The organism is Actinocrispum sp. NPDC049592 (assembly GCF_040675465.1).
GTDB lineage: Bacteria > Actinomycetota > Actinomycetes > Mycobacteriales > Pseudonocardiaceae > Kibdelosporangium.
In genome coordinates this window covers 413,336-434,999 of record NZ_JBFAPA010000008.1, presented here as the reverse complement: position 1 = coordinate 434,999, position 21,664 = coordinate 413,336, and the positions used below count along the sequence as shown (strand labels likewise).

21 protein-coding genes are annotated in these 21,664 nt (G+C 68.1%); 7 read left to right on the top strand and 14 right to left on the bottom strand.

The annotated features are described in order from the left end of the window. Positions 1-94: 94 nt before the first annotated feature. Entirely contained in the window at positions 95-487 is a 393-nt protein-coding gene (locus tag AB0J95_RS22990; protein ID WP_364761105.1) for a hypothetical protein, read from the bottom strand. Positions 488-711: 224 nt separating this feature from the next. On the opposite strand from AB0J95_RS22990, the gene AB0J95_RS22985 reads away from it, so the two are divergent. From AB0J95_RS22985 to AB0J95_RS22965, 5 genes are all read left to right on the top strand, one after another. Then, on the top strand, positions 712-3,657 hold the full coding sequence (locus AB0J95_RS22985) for an NACHT domain-containing protein (RefSeq protein ID WP_364761102.1): 2,946 nt from the start codon (positions 712-714) through the stop codon (positions 3,655-3,657). A 43-nt stretch (positions 3,658-3,700) separates the two neighbouring features. Then, positions 3,701-4,480, top strand: a complete 780-nt coding sequence (locus AB0J95_RS22980; RefSeq protein ID WP_364761099.1) for a 1-acyl-sn-glycerol-3-phosphate acyltransferase — start codon at positions 3,701-3,703, stop codon at positions 4,478-4,480. A 99-nt stretch (positions 4,481-4,579) separates the two neighbouring features. Beyond that, positions 4,580-5,791: a GNAT family N-acetyltransferase gene (locus AB0J95_RS22975; protein ID WP_364761096.1), complete on the top strand. Its 1,212-nt coding sequence runs from the start codon at positions 4,580-4,582 to the stop codon at positions 5,789-5,791. 121 nt (positions 5,792-5,912) lie between these two features. Next, a complete protein-coding gene (locus tag AB0J95_RS22970) occupies positions 5,913-7,373 on the top strand; it encodes an SDR family oxidoreductase (protein WP_364761093.1) in 1,461 nt (486 codons plus the stop codon). Positions 7,374-7,439: 66 nt separating this feature from the next. Continuing rightward, on the top strand, positions 7,440-8,309 hold the full coding sequence (locus tag AB0J95_RS22965) for a hypothetical protein (protein WP_364761091.1): 870 nt from the start codon (positions 7,440-7,442) through the stop codon (positions 8,307-8,309). A 67-nt stretch (positions 8,310-8,376) separates the two neighbouring features. On the opposite strand, the gene AB0J95_RS22960 is transcribed toward AB0J95_RS22965, so the two are convergent. The 5 genes from AB0J95_RS22960 to AB0J95_RS22940 all read right to left on the bottom strand — a co-directional run bounded on the left by AB0J95_RS22960 (position 8,377) and on the right by AB0J95_RS22940 (position 12,468). Next, positions 8,377-8,718, bottom strand: coding sequence for a VOC family protein (locus AB0J95_RS22960; RefSeq protein ID WP_364761088.1), 342 nt, complete (start codon positions 8,716-8,718; stop codon positions 8,377-8,379). 189 nt (positions 8,719-8,907) lie between these two features. Beyond that, positions 8,908-9,672, bottom strand: a complete 765-nt coding sequence (locus AB0J95_RS22955) for a MerR family transcriptional regulator (RefSeq protein WP_364761085.1) — start codon at positions 9,670-9,672, stop codon at positions 8,908-8,910. Between the two features lie 15 nt (positions 9,673-9,687). Beyond that, positions 9,688-10,449 (bottom strand): ABC transporter permease, encoded by a 762-nt coding sequence (locus AB0J95_RS22950; RefSeq protein ID WP_364761082.1) that lies wholly within the window; start codon positions 10,447-10,449, stop codon positions 9,688-9,690. Continuing rightward, positions 10,446-11,204 carry an ATP-binding cassette domain-containing protein gene (locus tag AB0J95_RS22945; RefSeq protein ID WP_364761135.1) on the bottom strand — a complete coding sequence of 253 codons (759 nt, stop codon included), beginning with the start codon at positions 11,202-11,204 and terminating at the stop codon, positions 10,446-10,448. The genes AB0J95_RS22950 and AB0J95_RS22945 overlap by 4 nt, the downstream gene beginning before the upstream one ends. Positions 11,205-11,289: 85 nt before the next feature. Further along, positions 11,290-12,468, bottom strand: coding sequence for a transcriptional regulator (locus AB0J95_RS22940; protein ID WP_364761079.1), 1,179 nt, complete (start codon positions 12,466-12,468; stop codon positions 11,290-11,292). Between the two features lie 200 nt (positions 12,469-12,668). Between AB0J95_RS22940 and AB0J95_RS22935 the strand changes: the two genes are divergently transcribed. Then, entirely contained in the window at positions 12,669-14,480 is a 1,812-nt protein-coding gene (locus AB0J95_RS22935) for an NAD(P)/FAD-dependent oxidoreductase (protein ID WP_364761076.1), read from the top strand. A gap of 54 nt (positions 14,481-14,534) precedes the next feature. Here the strand turns inward: AB0J95_RS22935 and AB0J95_RS22930 are convergent, their stop codons facing one another. After that, on the bottom strand, positions 14,535-15,443 hold the full coding sequence (locus AB0J95_RS22930) for an NADP-dependent oxidoreductase (RefSeq protein WP_364761073.1): 909 nt from the start codon (positions 15,441-15,443) through the stop codon (positions 14,535-14,537). Positions 15,444-15,519: 76 nt separating this feature from the next. Here AB0J95_RS22930 and AB0J95_RS22925 point away from each other — a divergent pair, with 76 nt between their 5' ends. After that, the gene (locus tag AB0J95_RS22925; RefSeq protein ID WP_364761070.1) at positions 15,520-15,921 is read left to right on the top strand and encodes a helix-turn-helix domain-containing protein; all 402 of its coding nucleotides are present in this window, start codon (positions 15,520-15,522) and stop codon (positions 15,919-15,921) included. Here AB0J95_RS22925 and AB0J95_RS22920 read toward each other — a convergent pair. The 7 genes from AB0J95_RS22920 to AB0J95_RS22890 all read right to left on the bottom strand — a co-directional run bounded on the left by AB0J95_RS22920 (position 15,848) and on the right by AB0J95_RS22890 (position 21,595). Continuing rightward, positions 15,848-16,387: a hypothetical protein gene (locus tag AB0J95_RS22920; protein ID WP_364761067.1), complete on the bottom strand. Its 540-nt coding sequence runs from the start codon at positions 16,385-16,387 to the stop codon at positions 15,848-15,850. The two genes, AB0J95_RS22925 and AB0J95_RS22920, sit on opposite strands and share 74 nt — an antisense overlap. A 355-nt stretch (positions 16,388-16,742) precedes the next feature. Next, a complete protein-coding gene (locus AB0J95_RS22915; protein ID WP_364761064.1) occupies positions 16,743-17,357 on the bottom strand; it encodes a transporter substrate-binding domain-containing protein in 615 nt (204 codons plus the stop codon). A gap of 6 nt (positions 17,358-17,363) precedes the next feature. Next, positions 17,364-17,732, bottom strand: coding sequence for a hypothetical protein (locus AB0J95_RS22910; protein WP_364761061.1), 369 nt, complete (start codon positions 17,730-17,732; stop codon positions 17,364-17,366). Positions 17,733-17,747: 15 nt separating this feature from the next. Continuing rightward, a complete protein-coding gene (locus AB0J95_RS22905; protein ID WP_364761058.1) occupies positions 17,748-18,530 on the bottom strand; it encodes an amino acid ABC transporter ATP-binding protein in 783 nt (260 codons plus the stop codon). After that, positions 18,527-19,471 (bottom strand): amino acid ABC transporter permease, encoded by a 945-nt coding sequence (locus tag AB0J95_RS22900; RefSeq protein ID WP_364761056.1) that lies wholly within the window; start codon positions 19,469-19,471, stop codon positions 18,527-18,529. The genes AB0J95_RS22905 and AB0J95_RS22900 overlap by 4 nt, the downstream gene beginning before the upstream one ends. Positions 19,472-19,895: 424 nt before the next feature. Beyond that, a complete protein-coding gene (locus AB0J95_RS22895; protein ID WP_364761054.1) occupies positions 19,896-21,017 on the bottom strand; it encodes a lipase family protein in 1,122 nt (373 codons plus the stop codon). A gap of 179 nt (positions 21,018-21,196) precedes the next feature. Further along, complete coding sequence (locus AB0J95_RS22890; protein ID WP_364761051.1) at positions 21,197-21,595, bottom strand: RidA family protein; 399 nt, start codon at positions 21,593-21,595, stop codon at positions 21,197-21,199. Positions 21,596-21,664 lie beyond the last annotated feature (69 nt).

Sequence of the window (21,664 nt, the reverse complement as noted above, 5' to 3'; positions counted from 1 at the left end):
TCCGGCGACCGGGGCCAGGGCGGTGCCGATCTACCAGTCGACCAGCTTCGTCTTCGAGGACACCGCGGACGCGGCGAACCTGTTCGGGACCTTCTCAAGGCCGGGGCGAGGCCTCGCTGGACTCGATGGCGAACGAGGCGATGGCCAGCGCGGTGTTGACCGCTGAGATCGTGGTGGTCAGCTTCGCGGCCTGTTGCGAGATCTCGCCCTGACGACCGGCGTAGAAGGCGGCGAGGGTGTCCACGGCGTGGATGAGCATGGCTTGCTTGAGGACCACGTTGCGGCGCGGGCCAGTGACCAGCAGCAGGTCGGCCCCCAGGACCAGAGTGCGGATCCCGAACATCCGGGCGGGGTAGACGAAGGTCTTGTCCTCGGCCATGGGACTGCCCAGCTGGCGGGCCATCTTCCGCGGCAGGAACAGCCCCACAGCGCCGTTGAAGAGCCGCACCAGGGACAAGGCGGTCGCCGTGGTTCGTCTGATGTTCATCGTGTTCCCTCGTTCGCCCGAAACCAGCGCCGCCATTGTCCACTGTGGCCGCCGCGCTCCGCCGGCTGATCGATACCTGACGCACTTCGGGTCACCGACCGGCGCTGGTCCATTCGGGGTCCAGTGCCAGAGCTGTAACGCGTGCGGTCGTTTCCCGACTAAGGTGACGTTCGTCCGTGCGGACGCTTGTCATGCAGGAGACCCCGCCCCGTATGAAATCGCCGGTGAGATCCGCAGTCACTGCCGTTGGCGTTTTGCTGGCGGCGTTCGGTCCTCCCGCGCTGGGAGTGCTGGCCGCGGGCGGCTCGCCGGTTGCCGGCCAGAATGTGTTTCTTGTTGTTCTGTACGAGGTCGTCATCGGCGTGGTGGCGTTCTTTTCGCCGCTGCTGTCAAAACTGCGCAGCCGATGGCTCGAACGTTGGGCGGATCGGCTGGATGTGGCCACCCAGCGGTTCGCCTCGCGGTACACGGGGCAGGTGCTGCGGTACGTCAGGGCGTTGACCAGCCATGTGGACCTGCAAGGTCTGGTGACCATTGGCGAGGACACGTTCCGGCTCGACGAGGTGTTCATCAGCCTCACCCTGGACCCTCGTGCGGCGATCTCCTTCGACGGCAATCCTTTGCAAACCGGCAGGTACCGGCGTTCGAACGTCTCGGACACGATTTGGCACTGGTTGCGGCACTCCGCTGCCAAGGAGACGGCCCTTGTCATCGTCGGTCCGCCGGGAAGCGGGAAGACGACGTTGCTGCGGCATGTGGCCTATGTGTTGGCCAACAGCAGGAGACGCGCCAGGCGTGAGCGGTTGCGGGGTGCGATCCCGGTCATCGTCGAGTTGCGCAAGCACGCCAGCCGACTGAGCTTCGCGGATGCGACCCTGGCCGATCTCGTGCGGGCGGCCTTGCGGGAGGTCACTCGCAAGGAACCGCCGGGCTGGGTCGAACAGCAGCTCTCCCGCGGGCATCTGCTCATCCTGCTGGACGGGCTGGACGAGGTCGCCAGCGCCATCGAGCGACGCGACCTGGTCAACTGGCTGAACGAGCAACGGCGGATCAACAACACCACACGGTTCGTCGTGACCAGCCGCCCGCGCGGTTACCAGTCCAACCCGCTGGATGTCGCCACTCAGGTACAGGTCGAACGATTGTCGTTCGACCAGGTCGGCAGTTTCGTCCAGCGGTGGTATCAGGCCGTCATGCACCGCAGGTTCGGTGTGTGGGACGACAGCTCGAAACTCGCGGCGAAACGCGCCGCCACCGACCTGCTGTCCAGGGTCCGCCAAGTGCCCGCCCTCTACGACCTCACGGTCAACCCCCTGCTGCTCACGATGATCGCGAACGTCCATCACTATCGCGGAGAACTACCCGGCACTCGATCGGAGCTCTACCGCGAGGTGTGTGAGGTCTTTCTCGGCCGGCGTCACCAGGCCCGGGGTGTCGAGGTCATCCTGGACGCCACGCAGCGCCGGGAGATCCTGCAAGAGCTGGCATACACCATGATGCGCGACCATGTCCGTGACGTCACTGTGCGCGAGGCGGAGCGGGTGATCAGTGGGCCGTTGGCGCTGGTGTCCTCGACGATGAGCGTCGCTGAGTTCCTGGTCGAGATCGAACGTTCGAGCGGCCTGCTGCTGGAGACCGAGGCCGATACGTACTCCTTCGCGCACCTGACCATCCAGGAATACCTGACGGCCGTGCACCTCAAGGAGACCAGCTTCGTCGACTACACCGTGATCGACCTCAACGAGGTGTGGTGGCATGAGTCGTTGAGGTTGTACGCGGCACAGGTCGATGCGTCACAACTGGTGGACGCATGCCTGAGATACCCGGACTTCCCGCCCAACGTCGCCACGCTTGCCGTTGACTGCATGCGGGAGGCGCGCAGGATCGAGCCGGACCTGCGGTCCAGGATCGACCTGCTGCTTGACCCGGCCGATTCGGACACGAACCTCATGACTCGCCAGACCGCGGCGGCACTGCGGTTGACACTGCGACTGCGCGACCGCGTCCGGGTGGACGACGACACCTACCTGCTACGAACACCAATCACGAACCTGGAGTACCAGTTCTTCCTGGACGAGAACCCGGGCTTCGCCCCAGACCACTGGGACTCGACGGTATTCCCCGCTGGCGAGGCAGCACTTCCGGTGACCGGATTCCGTGCGCGGGACGCGGAAGCGTTCATCGCGTGGTACAACAACCGAGGCAGCACAACCTACAACGCCATGCGGCTGCCGGACCAGGCAGATCTATCCACTGTGGACCTTGTCGCCGCGTTGGCGGATCAGAGCCATCGGGTGAAAGCGGTGCTGACCAAGTCGGAGGACGGGCACGAGCTCGTTTCCGTGTCGGCCGGTGCGTTGCGATCGGAATCCCACGCGGTACTTCTGCAGCTGGAATCCGACACCGAGGAACTGTCGTTGCGGTTCGGTGTCCCGAACGTGGTCACCTCGTGGACCATAGGTTACCGGCCTGGCGCAGGTAAACCGGCTCGCAGCGCGGACACTGGCGGCTTGGCTGTGCATGCCGATTTGGTGACATGGCTGCGAGGCCTGCACGATGCCGATAGTTATCTCGATCATCTCACCAGTCAACACGACCCCGATCCGGATCAGCTGCTGGTCAGGTTGACCGACGAACACACCCGGCTGACGGACGCGCTGATCGCCGCCGAACGCAAGTTGCGCAAGAACGAGATTCCTCGCAGCCAGTGCATCTCATCCTCTGCCGCGCTGCGAGCGCAGTGGACGTTCGCGGAGAAATCGGACGGCACTACCGCGCCGACGACTACTCGAGATCCGAGGTTGTTGTCGTCGAATGTCCAACCCGCTCTCATGGTCGAATCGTGGTGGCAGCTTCTCCTCGACGCGGTGAGCGAAGTCGCCGAATGCAGATCGCACACCGATCAGGCTGCGCTGAAGTTCGCCAGATTCGGCTCCCTCGTGCTCGCCCACCTGTCCGTGGTGTTGCCCGCGGTCACCGTCGTGGACATGCCCAACACGAGGCATGTCGCCTACAACTGGGCCAGCCGGGAAAAGCACTCGATCAGCCTTCCGCCGAAGGAGTTCTGGCTCGATGTCTACGCGCGCCTGGCGATCTTCAGCTCTCACCTCGACAGGACCACTCGGCCATGCAACGGATTACTGATCTGCCAGTCTCGACACGCACGCTGAGCGAGGCTGGCCAGTCGCGGCCGAGGCCCTAGAATCGGCGATCATGGGGGAAGTCGAAGCGGCACTGGACGAGCGGGACCCGGACTTCATCCGCCGGCGGCTGGCCGACACCTGGCCGTGGGTCCGCCGGTGGTTCCGGGCCGAGGTGCGGGGACTGGAGCTGGTGCCGGATGGGCCGGTTCTGGTGGTGGGCAACCATTCCGGCGGCAACCTCACGCCGGACTCGGTGATCCTGGCGCTCGCGTACAACTCCTACGCGGGCGCCGACCGGCTGTCCTACGCGCTGTCCGACGACATCGGGCCGACCTCGACGCGGGCCGGGTTCTTCCGGAAGTTCGGTGCCATCAACCCGCACCCGCGGTACGCCAGGGCCGCGTTCGACCGTGGCGCCGCGGTTCTGGTCTACCCCGGCAACAACGAGGTGCACCGGCCCACCTGGCAGCGCCACCGGATCGACCTCGGCGGCCGCCTCGGCTGGGTCAAACTCGCCCGGGACCACGACGTGCCAGTCGTCCCGGCGGTGGCCATCGGCGGCCAGGAGACCGCGCTGTTCCTCACCCGCGGCGAAGGCCTCGCCCGCACCCTGCGCCTGGACCGCATGTTCGGCATCCACGAACTGCCGCTGTCCCTTGCCCTGCCCTGGGGCCTCAACATCGGCGACTTCCTCGGCCACATCCCCCTCCCCGCCAAGATCGTCATCCAGCTCCTCCCACCCATCACCATCACCGGCGACCTCCGCGCCGCCTACCACGACATCACCACCCACATGCAGACCACCCTCACCGACCTCGCCGCCCAGCGCCGGTTCCCGATCATCGGCTGACCACCGTCCACACTGGGCAGGGCGGTTATTCGCTTGCTCTGGGCGTCGGGCGTGGGTGGACTGTGCCGACGCCGGTATCCCAGGAAGGCAGCGGCAACGATGGAGATCCGTTCCACGACCGACGAGGACCTCAAAGTCGCGGTCGACACGATGCATGCCGCGTTCGGGATCTTTCCGGGCACCCCGGCGGAGGACGGTGGCGGCGTCTGGTGGTCGGCGCTGGAGATGGATCGCTGCCTCATGGCCGTGACGGCGGAGGGGCGGCCGGTCGGCACCGCGGGTGCGTACTCGTTCGAGCTCACGCTGCCCGGCGAGATCGTGGTCCCGGTCGCCGGGGTGACGGGCGTGGGGGTCCTGCCCTCGCACCGGCGTCAGGGTGTGCTCAGCGCGATGATGCGGTTTCAGCTGGCCGAGTTGCGGGAGCGAGGGGAGTCTCTTGCCGTTCTGCTGGCTTCGGAGGCGGCGATCTACGGCCGGTTCGGCTACGGGCCCGCGACCCACCTGCAAAAGCTGACCGTGCCGCGCCACCGGGCCGTCTTCGCCCCGACGCGCGCACCAGGCCTCCCGGAGACAGGCTCGATCGAGGTACGAAACCGGTCCGAATGCGGCGAGATCCTGGACGAGGTCTACGACCGGTACCGGCGGGGCCAGCCCGGCGCGCTGTCCCGGCCGCACCGCTGGTGGACCATGCGCGCCGGCCAGCCGCCGATCGCCGCGGATGCGCGCCACATCGCCGTCCACCGCGATGCCGGCGGTGTCCCGGATGGATACGCCAGCTACCTGCGAGAGTCCGGCACGTTGACGGTCGACGAGACCATCGCCGTCGACGACGCGGTCTTCACGGCCCTGGCCCGGTTCCTGTTCGGCGTCGACCTGGTCACCGAGGTCGTGTTCCACAAGATCCCGCTCGACACCCCGCTGCGCTGGCAGCTCGCGGACTACCGGGCCGTGCACGCCAGCGACGAAACCGACTGGCTGTGGGTGCGGTTGCTGGACGTCCCGCGGGCGCTGACCGCGCGCGGCTGGTCCACCGACGGCGAGCTGGTCCTCGACGTCGACGACCCGTTCCTCCGCGAGCACAACCGCTACCTGCTGACCGTCCGGGACGGCAAGGCCGAATGCGGTCCCACCGACCAGGAACCCGACCTGTCCCTGGATGTGCGCGACCTGGGCTCGATCTACCTCGGCGGCATCGCACCGAGCACCCTCGTACGCGCCGGACACATCCAGGCCCACCACGCCGACGCGGCCGCACTCGCCGATGCTTTGTTCCGCGTTGAGCGCGCACCGCACTGCCTGCACTGGTTCTGAGCCCTGCTCCGGGACCTCGCCGGTGCCGACCCTCGTCCGACGGAGCGAACTCATCGTGCCGGTCGCCGGGTGCTGGGGTTGACTGGGGTTCGGCAGTGATGGGACAGGCGGTGAGGCACAAGTGCGTTGTGTGGTGTTCGGGGCGACGGGTTATATCGGCGGCCGGCTCATCCCGGAGCTGATCGAGACGGGCCACGAGGTCCGTGCGGTCGCCCGGGATCCTCGCAAACTCGCCGATGTGCCGTGGCATGACCGCGCGGAGATCGTCACCGGGGACGTAACGGACACCAACAGCGTCGCGGCGGCGATGCACGACCAGGAGGTCGTGTTCTACCTCGTGCACTCGCTGCACCGGTCGGACTTCGTCGAGGTGGACCGCGCGGCCGCCCATGTCGTGGCCGGACAGGCCGCTGCCGCGGGGATCGCCCGGATCGTCTACCTCGGCGGCATCACGCCGGACAACGAGAAGCTGTCCCCGCACCTGGCCTCCCGGCGCGATGTGGGCGACATCCTGCTGCGCTCCGGCGTTCCGACGCTGGTGCTGCGGGCGGCGATCATCATCGGCTCCGGGTCGGCGAGCTTCGAGATGCTGCGCTACCTGACCGAACGCCTTCCCGCGATGGTCACGCCACGGTGGGTGCACAACCGCGTCCAGCCGATCGCGGTCCGCGACGTGCTGCACTACCTGACCCGCGCCGCGGAGCTGACCGGAGACCCGGAGCTCAACGGCGCCTTCGACATCGGCGGCCCCGACGTGTTGACCTACCAGGAGATGATGCGCCGGTACGCGGTCGTCGCCGGTCTGCCCCGGCGGCTCATCCTGCCGGTGCCGGTGCTCACGCCGTGGCTGTCGGCGCAGTGGGTCAACCTGGTCACGCCCGTCCCGCGCAGCATCGCGATCCCGCTGATCGAGTCGCTCGTGCACGAGGTCGTCTGCCGTGACCACGACATCGCCCGGCACATCCCCGATCCGGACGGCGGCCTGGCGCACTACGAGACCGCTGTCGAACTCGCGTTGACCCGTATCCGCAACGCCGACGTGCCCACCCGTTGGTCGGACGCGAGCGCCCCGTCCGACCCGTTGCCCACCGACCCGGAATGGTCCGGCGGCAGCGTCTACATCGACCGCCGCGAACGGCACACCACCGCCGTCCCGGCCACCCTGTGGGAGGTGATCGAGTCGATCGGCGGTGAGCACGGCTGGTACTCGTTCCCGCTCGCCTGGTCGGTCCGCGGCTGGATCGACCGCCTCGCGGGCGGCGCCGGGCTGCGCCGCGGCCGCCGTGACCCACGCCGCCTGCACACCGGTGAAGCGCTGGACTGGTGGCGCGTGGAGCACCTCGAACGCCCGCACCTGCTGCGGTTGCGCGCCGAGATGCGGCTGCCCGGCCGTGCCTGGCTCGAGCTGTCCGTCATCCCGGACGAGCACGGCGCCACCTACGTTCAGCGCGCCATCTTCGAACCACACGGCCTGTCCGGTCACCTGTACTGGAAGTCGGTCGCGCCGTTCCACAGCGTCGTGTTCGGCGGGATGGCCCGCAACATCACCGGAACCGCCGAGCGGCAGGCGGTCGGCAGCTGACCGGCCGCCCGCGTTTTGGGGATATGGGTGTGATCGAGGCGCGTTCGATCTCGTATCCTGCGCATCGTGAAGCTCGAGTTGGCCCCGTCGCCGGCGATGGACAGGGCGTTCCCTTGGCGTTCCCCGCGCGATCCGATGAACCGCGTGTACGAGCCGTTCGCCGATGCCGATGGCAGGGTGCACCCGGAAGTGGTGGCCCGTGCCGATGAGATCACCGCTACGATGCTGCGGCACCGGACCACCCTGAAGGCCATCGCCCGGGACCCCGAGGACCATCGGCTGCCCGACACGGTGACCAACGCGCAACTGGAGGCGGTGTGGCCGGTGCTCGACGCATCGGTCGCGGCCGAGATCCGGCGGCTGACCCGGGGCGAGGACCTGAAGACACCCGTGGTGCGCATCGACCGCGTGAAAAGCGAGCACGTCCCCGAACACGAGCAGGTCCTGGTCGGCCAGTGGGGACTGTTCTTCGCCACCTGGCCGCCGAGCCGGTCGAAGCGCCGCCGGCCGTCGCTCCTCAATGGACAGATCCTCGGCATGTACATGGGCGCCGTGCTCGACGACCCGGAAGCCCTTGAATACTGGGAAGAGGTCTACGAGACGTACCCCGCGTACACGCTGTCGCTGGGCGCGGACACCAGGTACGAAAGCACGATGGCCGCGGAGGGAGCGGCCAACGCCGCCGTGTTCGCCAACACGGCGACGAAGGTGGTCAAGAAACGCAACGGCGGGCAGAAGCTGGCCATCGACGAGGACCGGGTCAACTCGATGTTCCTGGAGTTCGTCGTGCGGATGCCGGTTCCGGGCGGTGGTGTCAAGGCGCAGACCATCGGCGCGGTGGTCGCCCTGGAGAACGCGTTCGACCAGAAAACCAACCCATACGGTGTGGTCGTGGTCGGCTATGGCGACGACTACCTGCCCAACCTGACGGGTTGATCCGGGGTTCCCGCACATCGCGGGATCGTCTGGCCGCCGGACAGGTGTCCACAGTGGACGGTGGCATTCAGGCGGGTGACTCGGCCAGCGACAGGCTGTTCCCATCGGGGTCGAGCACGACGACGTGCCGCACGCCGTTGCTGTAGGTCTCCACCGGTTCGTGCTCGATCCCATGTGCCGCAAGGCGAGCCAGGATCTCGTCCAAACCGGTCACCCCCAACGTGATCATCGCCTGCCCCACCCGCGCGGCCCGCACCTCCCGGTCATCCACGACCACATACGCGTTCTCACCCACCTGCCACAGGTACTCCTCGCCGATGACCACATCCGCCGCCCGCCCGAAGAACACCCCGAACCACTCCACCGCCACCACCCGATCCCGCACCGCCATCACACTGTACAAATCCACCCTGATCACACCCTTTCGGCCGTCTTGAGGTGTTGACCAGTCCGCCGCCCAAAACTCATCGGCAACCGCCCCATCCTGGCGCCCAACCACTCCCGGCCGATGACCACGCGGGCCACGGGCCTCGAGCCTGCCACCGTGATCTCGGCGGCCTGCCGAGGACCTCATCGCCGGACGTCAGCCGCGCGGTCGTCAACGGGGTGGCACGTGTTCGATGCGGGTCCAGCCTTTCCAGCCTCGTTCCTCGAGGATCGCCAGCAGCTTGCGGGCCCCCGGTGCGGACTCGAGCATGGTCGCGTCCAGCAGGTCGGTGAACCGGTCGTCGAAAGTGAGGGCGTTCAGCTCGCCTGCCTGCTCGGCGCGGATGGCGAGACGCTCCAGGATGTCGGCGAACTCGACGATGCGGGGGTCGTCGTGCGGCCAGTCGAGGGCGCCGTTGAGCAGGCCGTAGAGCTTCCGGATGTCGGGGTCGTCGAGTTGCTCGTGCTTGCTGACCATGATGGCCTCGATCAGGTGTGGCACTTGGGCGGCGACGAGGATCCAGGCGTCCCGCTCCAGTTCGATGTAGCGCTCCTCGACGCCCATGCCCCGCAGACGGTCGAGGTAGTCCACGACGCATTGGGGGAGCGCCAGGTGCTCGCCGCCGGCCAGCCTGGCGAGCCGTTTGCGGGTGTCCCGCAGCCGGCGGATCTCGGCGCGCAGGTCCTTGTCGATCTCCTGGACGCCGTCGGCGAACTCCGCCGGGTCGGCGTCCAGGAGTTCCTGCACCCGGGCCAGCGGCACGCCCGCGTCGGTGAGGGTGTGGATGCGGATCAGCCGCACCACCGCGGCGGCGCCGTAGACGCGGTAGCCGGACTGGTCACGCTCCGGCTCCGGCAGGAGCCCGATCTGGTGATAGTGGCGCACCGCCCGCACTGTCACCCCGGCGTGCGCAGCCAGCTGGCTGATGGTGAGCATGGATCCCAGACTGCCTCAGGCGATCTTCCGGCGGTAGACGGCCATCGCGCAGACATACGCGACGACGAGGATGCCGGCGCACCACGCGAGGGCGATCCAGATGTCGCCGCCGACCGGCTGCTGTGCGAACAGGCCGCGGATCGTGTTGACGATCGACGTCACCGGCTGGTGGTCGGCGAACCAGCGCACCGGGCCGGGCATGGTCCGCGTCGGCACGAACGCCGAGCTGACGAACGGCAGGAAGATCAGCGGGTAGGCGAACGCGCTCGCGCCCTCGATCGACCCCGCCGACAGGCCCGGGATCACGGCGATCCAGGTCAGCGCCAGGGTGAACAACAGCAAGATGCCGGTGACCGCAAGCCATTCCAATACCCCGGCACTCGACCGGAACCCCATCAGCAGAGCGACACCCACCACCAGCACGAGCGAGATCACGTTGGCCACCAACGAGGTCACCACGTGTGCCCACAACACACCCGACCGGGCGATCGGCATCGACTGGAACCGCTCGAAGATCCCGCTCTTCATGTCGGTGAACAGCCGGAACGCGGTGTACGAGATGCCCGACGCGATCGTGATCAGCAAAATTCCGGGCAGCATGTAGTTCACGTACGAACCCGATCCGGTGTTGATCGCGCCACCGAACACGTAGACGAACATCAGCATCATCGCGATCGGCGTGATGACCGTCGTGATGATGGTGTCCACGCTGCGGGTGACATGCCGCAGGGTCCGTCCGATGAGGACATTGGTGTCGCCGAAGAAGTACGTTGTCATCCTTGTGCCCCAGTGATCGCGAGGAAGATCTCCTCGAGGGTCGGCTGTTTCTCGACGTACTCGACCGTGGCGGACGGCAGCAGCTGCTTGAGCTCGGCGAGGGTGCCGCTGACGATGATCCGGCCCTGGTGCAGGATCGCGATCCGGTCGGCCAGATGTTCGGCCTCTTCCAGGTACTGCGTGGTCAGCAGCACCGTCGTGCCGTCGCGAGCGAGCTCCTTGACCGTCTGCCACACCTCGATGCGCGCTTCCGGGTCGAGCCCGGCGGTCGGCTCGTCCAGGAAGATCACCGGCGAGTTCCCGATCAGGCTCATCGCGATGTCCAGGCGGCGGCGCATGCCACCCGAGTACGTCGACACCCGGCGCGCGCCCGCGTCGGTCAGCGAGAACCGGCTCAACAGGTCGTCCGCGATCGCGCCCGCGTTCTTCAGATGCCGCAGCCGGGCGACCAGGACGAGGTTCTCCCGGCCGCTGAGGATCTCGTCGACCGCGGCGAACTGCCCGGTGAGGCTGATGGATTCCCGTACGTTCGCCGGCTGCGTTGCCACGTCGAAGCCGTTGACACTCGCCGTTCCCGCGTCGGCCTTCAGCAGCGTGGCGAGGATCCGCACGGTGGTGGTCTTGCCCGACCCGTTGGCGCCGAGCAGCGCGAAGATGCTGCCGCGCGCCGCCTCGAAGTCCACACCGCGCAACACTTCGAGCTTGCCGTACGACTTCCGCAGACCCTGTACGCGGATCGCCGGACCGGCCGTCATCATGGTCATCTTCCTCCCCTGGTGGAGGAGCCTCGCGACTCCTGGCAGAAGGATGGAGGGTTGACCCTGCGTCAAGGTCAAGCCGTCAGCTGACCACGGACATCCGCACGTCACCGGACAACCGGTACGGCCGCGTCTCGACCAACGCCCCCAGCAGCCGCCGCAACCGAGACACCTCGGCGCGCGCGGTCACGACATGATCGGCGTCCCAGTAGAGCGCCCGGCTCAACGCCTCCGCGGACAACCCATCCCGCCCGGCCCGGTGCAGCAACACGAGGATCTCCGCGTGCCGACGGGTGACCGTGCGCCGCCAATCGGCGTCGCCACCGGACAACCGCACCTGCGGTGTGCCGGTCAGGTCGAGAACCAGCGTCACCGTCCGGTCCGCAGAGGACGGACGGATCAACCAGCCGTCGGCCAGCCGCTCCGGCACGCACGCGCCCAGCCCTGGCACCGCAAGGGGTTGCCCGGCAACGGGAACGGCGATCCGTGAACCCACCGCGACGCCATGGGCCGCGGCCACCCAGCCATGATCGTCGACCACCAGCGCGGGGCCCGAGGTCAACACCGGTGCGCCGACCGTGCGCAGCCGCTCCAGCCGTTCCTGGTGGTACCGCCACAACCGGGATTCGGCAAGCAGGCGGCCGGTTTCGACCAACGCGCCGATCGCCGGATGCAGGGTCAGGGCCGGGCCGCTCACGTCGATCACGCCGAGCAGCTCACCGGTGCGCGGGTCGTGCACGGGAGTCGCCGTGCAGTACCAAGGGTGCTGGCCCTGCTCGAAATGCTCACCCGCCAGCAGCTCGACCGGGGCGGCCTCGGCCAGGGCCGTGCCGATGGAGTTCGTGCCGACCCGGCGTTCGGTCCAGTCGGCGCCCTCGAAGAACCCGAGCGCATCGGCCCGGCGGCGGACGGCGGGCGTGCCCGACCGCCACAGGATCACGCCCTCGCGGTCGGTCACCACGAGCAGCAACTGGGAGGCGTCGGCCAGTGAACCCACGATGTTCTCCAGGTCCGGCACCACCTCGCGCAACGGCGACGCCTCCCGGCGGCGGGCGATCGCGGCCTCGCCCAACCAGTTCCGGGCGTTGACGTCGTCGGCCTTCAACCCGAGGCCGAGAACCCGGCTCCAGGACCGGGACACGACCGCGCGTGGGCGCAATGTGGAGCTGCTGCCCGCGATGACCGCGTCGTGCATCCGGACGAGCTCGCGGGCATACGTGGGCAGGTGCTGACCGGGCGGCACTGCCCGCGGCACGCTCACCGTTCGAGCATAGGTGCCGTTCAGCGGGTGTCACAGACCCGCGCGAGGGCTTGTCCTAGCTGGCACTGGGTGGACGGCGGCACGATGGGCCCGTTCGGCATCTGAGCAGCGCGGCCAGGCTGTGCAATCCCGTGCAACCGTTGCCACCCCTACCCGTTCGGAGCTGTGATCGGCGTTGTACCGAGCGACGAGGAGTGGCGATGACACAGACGATCGATCGCACGGCGCCCGCCGGGTCGCCGCAGGCCCGCGTCGACGCCTGGCTCCAAGCATTCGAGGCGGCCCTCAAGGCGCGCGACATCGACGCCGCCGCCGGGCTGTTCGCGACCGACAGCTACTGGCGTGATCTGGTGGCGTTCACCTGGAACATCAAGACCGTCGAGGGCCGTGCGGGGGTCGCGGACCTGCTCAGCGCGTGCCTGGACGGCGCCGACCCGAGCGGGTTCCACACCACGGAGCCGCCGGCCGAGGGGGACGGGGTCGTCGAGGCGTGGATCGAGTTCGAGACCGCGACCGGCCGCTGCCGTGGCCACCTGCGGCTCAACGACGAGGGCGCGTGGACGTTGCTGACCAGCCTGCACGAGCTGAAGGGGTTCGAGGAGCCATGCAGGCAACGGCGGCCGAAGGGCGTGCGGCACGGCGCGGTCGAGGATCGCCTGTCCTGGGCACAGGAACGTGAGCGGGAACAGGCCGAACTCGGCTACGGGCAACAGCCCTACGTCGTGGTGATCGGCGGTGGGCAGGGCGGCATCGCGCTGGGTGCGCGGCTGCGGCAGCTCGGCGTGCCCGCGCTGGTGCTGGAGCGCAACGACCGGCCTGGCGACTCGTGGCGCAAGCGGTACCGCAGCCTGTGCCTGCACGACCCGGTCTGGTACGACCACCTGCCGTACCTGCCGTTCCCGGAGAACTGGCCGGTGTTCGCGCCCAAGGACAAGATCGCGGACTGGCTGGAGATGTACACGCGGGTGATGGAGGTGCCGTACTGGACCCGCGCCGAGGTCAAGTCCGCGGCCTACGATGGTACACAGTGGACGGTCACTGTGGACCGTGATGGCGAAACTGTCGTACTGCAACCGAAGCAGCTCGTGTTCGCCACCGGCATGTCCGGTAAGCCGAACGTGCCGTCGTTCCCCGGCGCCGAACTGTTCCAGGGCGACCAGCACCACTCCTCGCAGCACCCGGGCCCGGAAGGCTACGCGGGCCGCAAGGCTGTGGTGATCGGCTCCAACAACTCGGCGCACGACATCTGCGCGGCGCTGTGGGAGCACGGCGCGGACGTGACCATGGTGCAGCGCTCGTCGACGCACATCGTGCGCTCGGACTCGTTGATGGACATCGCTTTGGGCGACCTCTACTCGGAGAAGGCCGTCGCCGCGGGCGTCACCACCGACCGCGCGGACACCATCTTCGCCTCCTTGCCGTACCGGATCCTGCCGCAGCTGCAGATCCCGGTGTACCAGGCGATCAAGGAGCGCGACGCCGACTTCTACGCCCGGCTGGAGCAAGCGGGCTTCGACCTCGACTGGGGCGACGACGACTCCGGCCTGTTCATGAAGTACCTGCGCCGCGGTTCCGGCTACTACATCGACGTGGGCGCCTCCGAGCTGGTGGCCGACGGCAAGATCAAGCTCGTCCGCGGCCAGGTCGACCGGCTGACCCGTGACTCGGTCGTGCTCGCCGATGGCACCGAGCTGGACGCGGATCTCGTTGTGTACGCCACCGGATACGGCTCGATGAACGGCTGGGTGGCCGATCTCGCGGGCCAGGAGATGGCCGACCGGGTGGGCAAGTGCTGGGGTCTCGGCTCCGGCACGACGAAGGATCCCGGCCCGTGGGAGGGGGAGGAGCGCAACATGTGGAAGCCGACCCGGCAACCCGGCCTGTGGTTCCACGGCGGCAACCTGCACCAGTCCCGCTACTACTCGCTTTTCCTCGCGCTGCAACTGAAAGCGCGCTACGAAGGCATCCCGGCCCCGGTCTACGGCCTGCAGGAGGTTCACCACCTCAGCTGACCGAACGGCCGCGAAGTGCCGCCGGAGTTGGTGACCGGCGGCACTTTCCGGAGGCTATGGCACGAGCACCAGCCGCCCACGCAACCCGCCTTTGGCGAGTCGCCGATGCGCCTCGGCGACCTCGGTGAGCGGCAGGGTGTCCGCGACCCGCGGTGTCACCTTGGGCAGCAAACCAGCCAACTGGGCACCATCGGCCCGCGCCCACACGGTCTGGACTCTGGTTCCCCGCAGTGGCAGGGGTTGCACGCCGCCGCGGACCGCGACGAAGGCACCGCCACCGCGGACGGCCGCCAGCGCCGGTATCCCCAGCACGGCCGCATCCAGCGCGCCGTCCACTCCACCGGGGACCACGGCCCGGACCGACTCCGCCAACGGCACTGTCCTCGGCACGAACCAGTCCGCCCCGAATCCCCGCACCACCGTCTCGTCGTCCTGCCCCGCAACGGCCACCACCCGCAGTCCACGCGCCGCCGCAAGCTCCACCGCGAACCCGCCGAGCGCGCCCGCGGCACCGGTGACCAGGAGGGTCTGCCCGGCGGTGAGCGCCAGCAGGTCGAGCGCCTGAGCCGCGGTCGTCACGTTGAGCGGCAACGACGCCGCCGCGACCGGGTCGAGGTCCGTTTTCGCCACCGCTGCGGAATCCAGCACCACGTAGTCGGCCTGCGCCTTGGTCGGCAGGTCCAGGCGGTCGCACAACCCGGCAACCCGGTCGCCGCTGGCGAACCCGTCCGCACGACTTTCCTCGACCACTCCGGCCACGTCCCAACCGAGGCCGACTCGCCCCTCGCCGGCCATGAGACCGCCCGCCGCCAACGCCCCCGCCCGGGTACCGAGGTCCACCGGGTTCACTCCGGCCGCCGCGACCCGGATCCGCACCTGCCCGGGCCCGGTCCGCGGTACCGGCACGTCGGCCACTTCCACCACTTCCGGGCCGCCGAAGGAGTTGATGATCACTGCTCGCATGCCACCAACCGTAGGAGCGGTACTCTCCATTGGTAAGCAGGCACCTGGAAGTGCGTTACCACCCGGGAGGTGCGCGATGCCGACCAAAACCGCGGCCGAGCAGCGGGAAGAGGCCCGCGTGGAGTACGACGCCTACATCGCCGCGTGTCCCACCCACCGCCTGCTCGCCCGGATCAGCGACAAGTGGGTCAGCCTGCTGCTGGTCGCCCTGGCCGACGGGCCGCGCAGGTACAACGACCTGGCCCGGATCGTGGCGTCGATCAGCCAGAAGATGCTCACCCAGACCCTGCGGTCCCTCGAACGCGACGGCCTCGTCTCGCGCACGGTCACCCCGTCGGTGCCGGTCCGCGTCGACTACGCCCTGACCCCGCTCGGCGCGACGCTGCTGCCGGTCATGCGTGAGATCAAGGGCTGGGCGGAGGCGCACATCGACGAGGTGGAGTCGGCCAGGACGGCCTACGACTCGGCAGTGACCTGATCACTTCGGCTGGAACCGGGCGAACTGCTGGGTGCAGATCGACTTGCCCCAGGCATCCCCGGCCGTGGCGAAGATCGTGGCGACCATGGTCGCGAGGTCCGCCCGGACCGGTCGGTTGGGTGCCTTGGCTGATGTCGACGATGAACGACAACAGTTCGGGCGATGTCTGCACGTACGCGGCGGCATCCTCACCGTCCAGGATCCATTTCCGGTTCGGGTCGGCCACCGACATCGCGCCCTTGCCGTCCACCGCCAGGCCCGCCTCGAACGCCGCCTGCGCGACCTCGGGCAGCACACTGCACACGCGGCCGAGAATCCGCTGCGCCGCACCACCCGCCGAGGAGAACCCGGCGCCGATGGTGAGCGTCTTGTCGAACGTGGTGAGCCGTCCCGCCTGCCCCTCCAGCCGTTGGATGGCCTTGAAGACCTGCCAGTTCCAGTCGTCTTTGGACACTCCGGTGGGCATTCCCGGCGACCCCAGCCAGCGCGGACACCATCGCGGGCCCGGCGACGGCCGGATCGCGCGTCACCCGGTGCGTCACCGAAGGGGCATCGCGGACCTGGGCCGCCGCCACCCGGCTGCGGTCGGGTTCGGCCTGCTCCAGCTCACGGTTGCGCACACCTCGTGTGTACGTCGGTGGGGCGGATCGGGCCATTGCTGTTCCCCCCAGCCCCAGGGGCAGCCACGATGCCCGATCGGGCTGCCCGATCAGCCCGTCCCGTCAGGGAACGGCCAGCCGGATCGCCACGGCTTCCTCGTGCAACGCCGGTCGCGCGGTGCCCATGCGCCTTGGGCACAGCGCGATTTCCGGCGGCGGTCCTCAGGTGTTGGTCAGCGGCAGACCGGGTGGGTTGATCTCGGATCGCGGCACGGCCTCGCTGGCGAGGTGCCATGCGTCGAGCCACTGTTTGTACTGGCCGGTGTCGATCAGGTGGTTGATCGCGGCGGCGAGCGGTTGCGCCAGACCACTGTCCTTCTTGGCCGTGGCCGCGATCAGGCCCTGCGAAGTCTCGCCGGCGCCGGAGTGGGTCCCGGCGAGTTTCTTCGGGCTGGGCGAGGTTTTGCTCTGGTTGATCTGGTACAGCACGCCGGGGCTGGGGCCGAGGTAGGCGTCGATCTGGCCCGAGGTGATGGCGAGCTGGGCGGCGTTGATGTCCGGGTAGTAGGACACGGTGAAGTCCTTGCCCTCAGTGCGGAGTTTCGCCTGCCACTCCAGGAGGATCTTCTCCTGGTTGGTGCCCTTGCCCACCGAGATTCGCTTGCCCGCCAGGGTGCGGTAGTCGCCCTTGAACTCCCACGGGTCGCTCGCCCGCGCCTCGAAGGCGAGGTTGTCCTGGCGGTAGCTGGCGAACTCGTACTTCTCCTTGCGTTTCTCCGTGTCGGTGATGTTGGCGAAGGCGACGTCGGTCCGGCCGCTGTCGATGCCGACGAACATGTTCTCCTAGGTGGCGTTCTGGAACTCCGCCTTGAGCCCGAACACCCCGGCGACCAGCCGCGCCAGGTCGGTCTCCGAACCGGTGAGGGTCTTGTGGTCGGTCCCGATGAACTGCAACGGCGGGCTGCCGGCCGGCAGGGCACCGACCCCGACGTTCAAGGTGCCGCTGTCGCGGATCCGTTGTGGCAGCTTGGCACGGATCTCCTCGACCGCCTTCACGGTGATCGGGGTCTCCGTGGCCGCGCCGTTGGACAACGCGCCCACGGTGATGGTGGTGCCGGCGTTGGACGAGGCAGCGGCGCCCTGGCTGCCGCACGCGGCGAGCGCACCCACGAGAACCCAGGCGAGCACCGGGAGGGCGAGGGGTCTGGACATCTTTTCTCCTGCTGTTCAAAGGACCTTGCTGAGGAACTCGCGGGTGCGGGGGTGCTGGGGCTGGTCCAGCACCTGGTGCGGCGGGCCCTGTTCGACGATCCGGCCGCCGTCGAGGAACACCACCTCGTCGGCCACCTCACGGGCGAACGCGATCTCGTGCGTGACGATGACCAGGGTCGTGCCGGTGCTGGCCAGGTCCTTGATCGCGGAGAGCACCTCGCCGACCAGCTCCGGATCCAGGGCCGAAGTCGGCTCGTCGAAGAGGATCACGCCGGGGCGTTGCGCGATCGCACGGGCGATCGCTACGCGCTGTTGTTGCCCGCCGGACAGGTGCCTGGGATAGGCGTGCTCCTTGCCCGCGAGACCGACACCGGCGAGCAGATCCCGTGCCTGGGCAAGGGCTTCGGCCCTGGACGCGGCACCGGTGGCGATCGGCGCCTCGGCCACGTTCTGCACCGCGGTCAGGTGCGGGAACAGGTTGAAGTTCTGGAACACGAAGCCGATCCGCTTGCGCTGCTCCAGAATGCGCCGCTCGGGCAGCTCCTTGAGCCGGTCGCCGTGGCGGCGCACACCGATCGGTTCGCCGTTGATGCTCACGTACCCCTGGTCGAGCTTCTCCAGGTGGTTGATCGCGCGCAGCAGCGTCGACTTGCCTGACCCGGACGGCCCGATGATCACGGTCACCTTACCGGGCGCCACGATCAGGTCGACCCCGTCCAGAACCGTCAGCGCGCCAAAGGATTTGACCGCCTCGCGGACTTCCACCGCGGCCGGGCGGGTGTCGTGCTCGATGGTCATCGCCGCACCGCCAGTCCGCGCAGCCGCTGGAACGGGGTCGGTGGCGGGTTTCGCGTCGCGCCTTGAGCGAACCGCCGCTCGACGTAGTACTGCACCACCGAGATGACGCTGGTGAGGATCACGTACCACACCGTCGCCACCAGCAGCAGCGGGATGATGTCACCCGGGTAGGTGCTGCCGAGGCTCTGCACCGTGCCGAACAGATCCAGCAGTGACACGTAGAACACCAACGACGTGCTCTTGACCAAACCGATCACGAGGTTGACGTAGTTGGGCACGATCGACCGCAGCGCCTGCGGCAGCACGATCCGCCGGAACTGCCGGTAGCGCGGAATGCCAAGGGAGGCAGCGGCTTCGTGCTGCCCCTGGTCGACCGAGAGGATCCCGGCACGCACGATCTCCGCGGCATACGCCGACTCGTGCAAGGTGAGCCCGATGACCGCGATGACGGTCTCGGTCGCCAGTGCCGTGACGCCGAACGTGATGAACGACGGTCCAAAGGGGACGCCCAGGCTGAGCGACTGGTACAGCGCGCTGAAGTTGTACAGGAACAACAGAACCACGACCAGCGGCACCGACCGGAACAGCCAGATGTACGTCCAGCTCACCGCCCGCGGCACAGGACTGCGCGAATGCCGGGCCAAAGCCAGGACCGTACCGCCGATCAACGCGAGAACCGCGCTGATCGCCGTGACGTACAAAGTGATCAGCAGACCGTCCAGCACAACCGGTTCGAAGAACCAGTAAGCGAACCGGTCCCACTGGTAGAACCGGTTGGTGACCAGCCCGTGCACCACCTGCGCGAGCACGACCAGCACCACGACGGTGGCGAGCCACCGGCCGGGATGGCGTAAGGGAATGACGCGCCGGGCGGTGAGACCAGCCACCGGCGTGGTCGCCGCGTCGGGCGCGGAGACATGGGTATGCGCGGGAGAAGACACGTCTGTTCCAGACTTCGGGCGGCAAGAAGGGGGACCCGGATCGCAACGGCCCGGGGTGCTGGTCCTCAGTGGACGGTCAGGGTCAGCGGCTACACAACGCGCTGGACACCAGGAGGAGGTCGACGTGGCGGCGGCGACGCAGCCTGAACCGGCTGCGCCCGCGGGCCGCAGCCGTCCACTGACTGGCGCTCATCAGCTGCTCCAACGTCTGGCGTTGCCGGATGGGGACAGCATGAACGTAGAAACCGGCGGTAGAAGTGTCAACGAGTCCCACAGTGTGGTGATCGCCGTCCCGGCAGGAGGACCCCGCCCATTGAATGCCGTAGGTCCGGACCGGGGTCGTTCGCGGTCCGGACCTACGTAACGGATCACAGGTCAGCAGGCTGGTCCTCCGCTGACATCGAGCGGCCAGGACAACCGTGTCCTAGGCGGCCATGTGGGCGGACGCGAACGCCAGCAGGTCGGGCAGAGCCGCCTGAAGGGTCGTGTCGTGATCCGCGCCCGGGTAGAACTTCAGGGTCACGTCGTTGCCCGCGGCCTTGAGGTTGTCGGCGGTGGTCTGCGACGCCGGCGGGTAGACCACGGTGTCGGCTGTGCCCTGAGCGATGAACACCGGTCCCGCGTACTCCTTCACCGGGATCTCCGCGTCCTGGTCGACCAGGTTCTGCACGAGTGCGCGTTCGGTGGTGTCGATGGCGAAGATGTCCCCGTTGGTCTTGCCGGCGAACTGGGCGGCGAGATCGTCGTAGCAGTACCCCTCCCGCGACTTGGTGTACAGGTCCTGACCCAGCGGTGTCAGCAGGTCGGCGGGGTGCACCTGAGTCGGATGCGCGACCGCGAGTCCGGAGATGATCAGCAGCACCTCGGGGATGGGCGGCGCGGCCGGGTCGTAGACGTGTGCGACCTCTGCCAGGGTGCGCCACTGCGAGGGCATGCCGGTGGCGATCGTGCCGCGGAAGTCCAGCTCCGGAGCGTAGGACTTGACCAGCGACCCGGTGAACATCGTCGCCTGGGCGCCCTGGGACTGACCCACCGCGAGCCAGCGCTTGCCCAGCCGCCAGTCCACCGCCGGAAGGGCCCGCACGAGGTCGATCACACTGCGTGCTTCGGACCGCCCGTTCTCATAGGGGTGCTGCGTCGGAGTTCCCAGGCCCTCGTAGTCCGTGGCGGCGACCGCGTAGCCCGCCGCGAGCCAGGCCTTCAGGTAGTCGATGTCCCGCTGTGAACGGCCGTTCGTCGACGGAGCACAGTTGTCCGCGATGCCAACGGTTCCATGCGCCCATGCCACCACCGGGAACCCCTTGTAGGGCGTCAAACCCTTCGGCAGGAACACGGCCCCGGTGACCAGCGTGGGAAGGCCTCGGACGTCATAGGAGGTGTAGCTCACCCGGTAGGCCTTACCGGTGTTCGGCAGCCACAAGTTGGCCGGCAACGGCTCCGACGACACCAGCCGGCCCGGCGTATCCGCCATGGCGGCGTTAGTCGGCAGCAAGAGACCCGTGACCACCACACAGAAGGCGAGCAAGACCGATTTCAGCTTGTTCATGAATCTCCCCAGGGCAGATCATCACCATGTCAAGATCGACCGTACTGGCGGAACATTTCATGAGGCTGTCGTCAGGTTGACACAATGTCAGGACCAGGGCAGGGGTGTGCCGAGCGATCAGATCCCTTCGAGGACACTGGTAGATCGTCCATATCGGACGGATATCTGCCTCGGTGAGATCACCTCGTCACGGCAACGGCGTCGACCTCGACAAGCTGGCCCGTGTAGCCGAGCACTGTGACGCCGAGCAAGGTGCTCGGCGCGTCGTGGTCGCCGAACCGGGCACGCACTACGTTCCAGGCTGCGGCGAGGTCCGCCCGGTCGGTGCTCGCGACGTACACGGTCGTGCGCACGACGTCTGTCAGCCCGGCCCCTGCCGCCTGCAGCGCCACCTCGAGATTGTCCATGACCTGCTGGGCCTGCCCGGCGATGTCACCGGGAGCCACGACCTGGTCGTGCTCGTCGATCGGACACGCGCCGGCGGTGTGCACAAGCCGGGCACCGGCGGGAACCACTGAGGCGTAGGCATACGGGACGGCATCGGTCAGGCGGCTGGCGCGGATCAGTTCCACAGACATGAGGCCGACGATGTCACGTCCGTTGCCCGCCATGCCACCCAATTCACGGCATCACCAACGCCAGGCGCA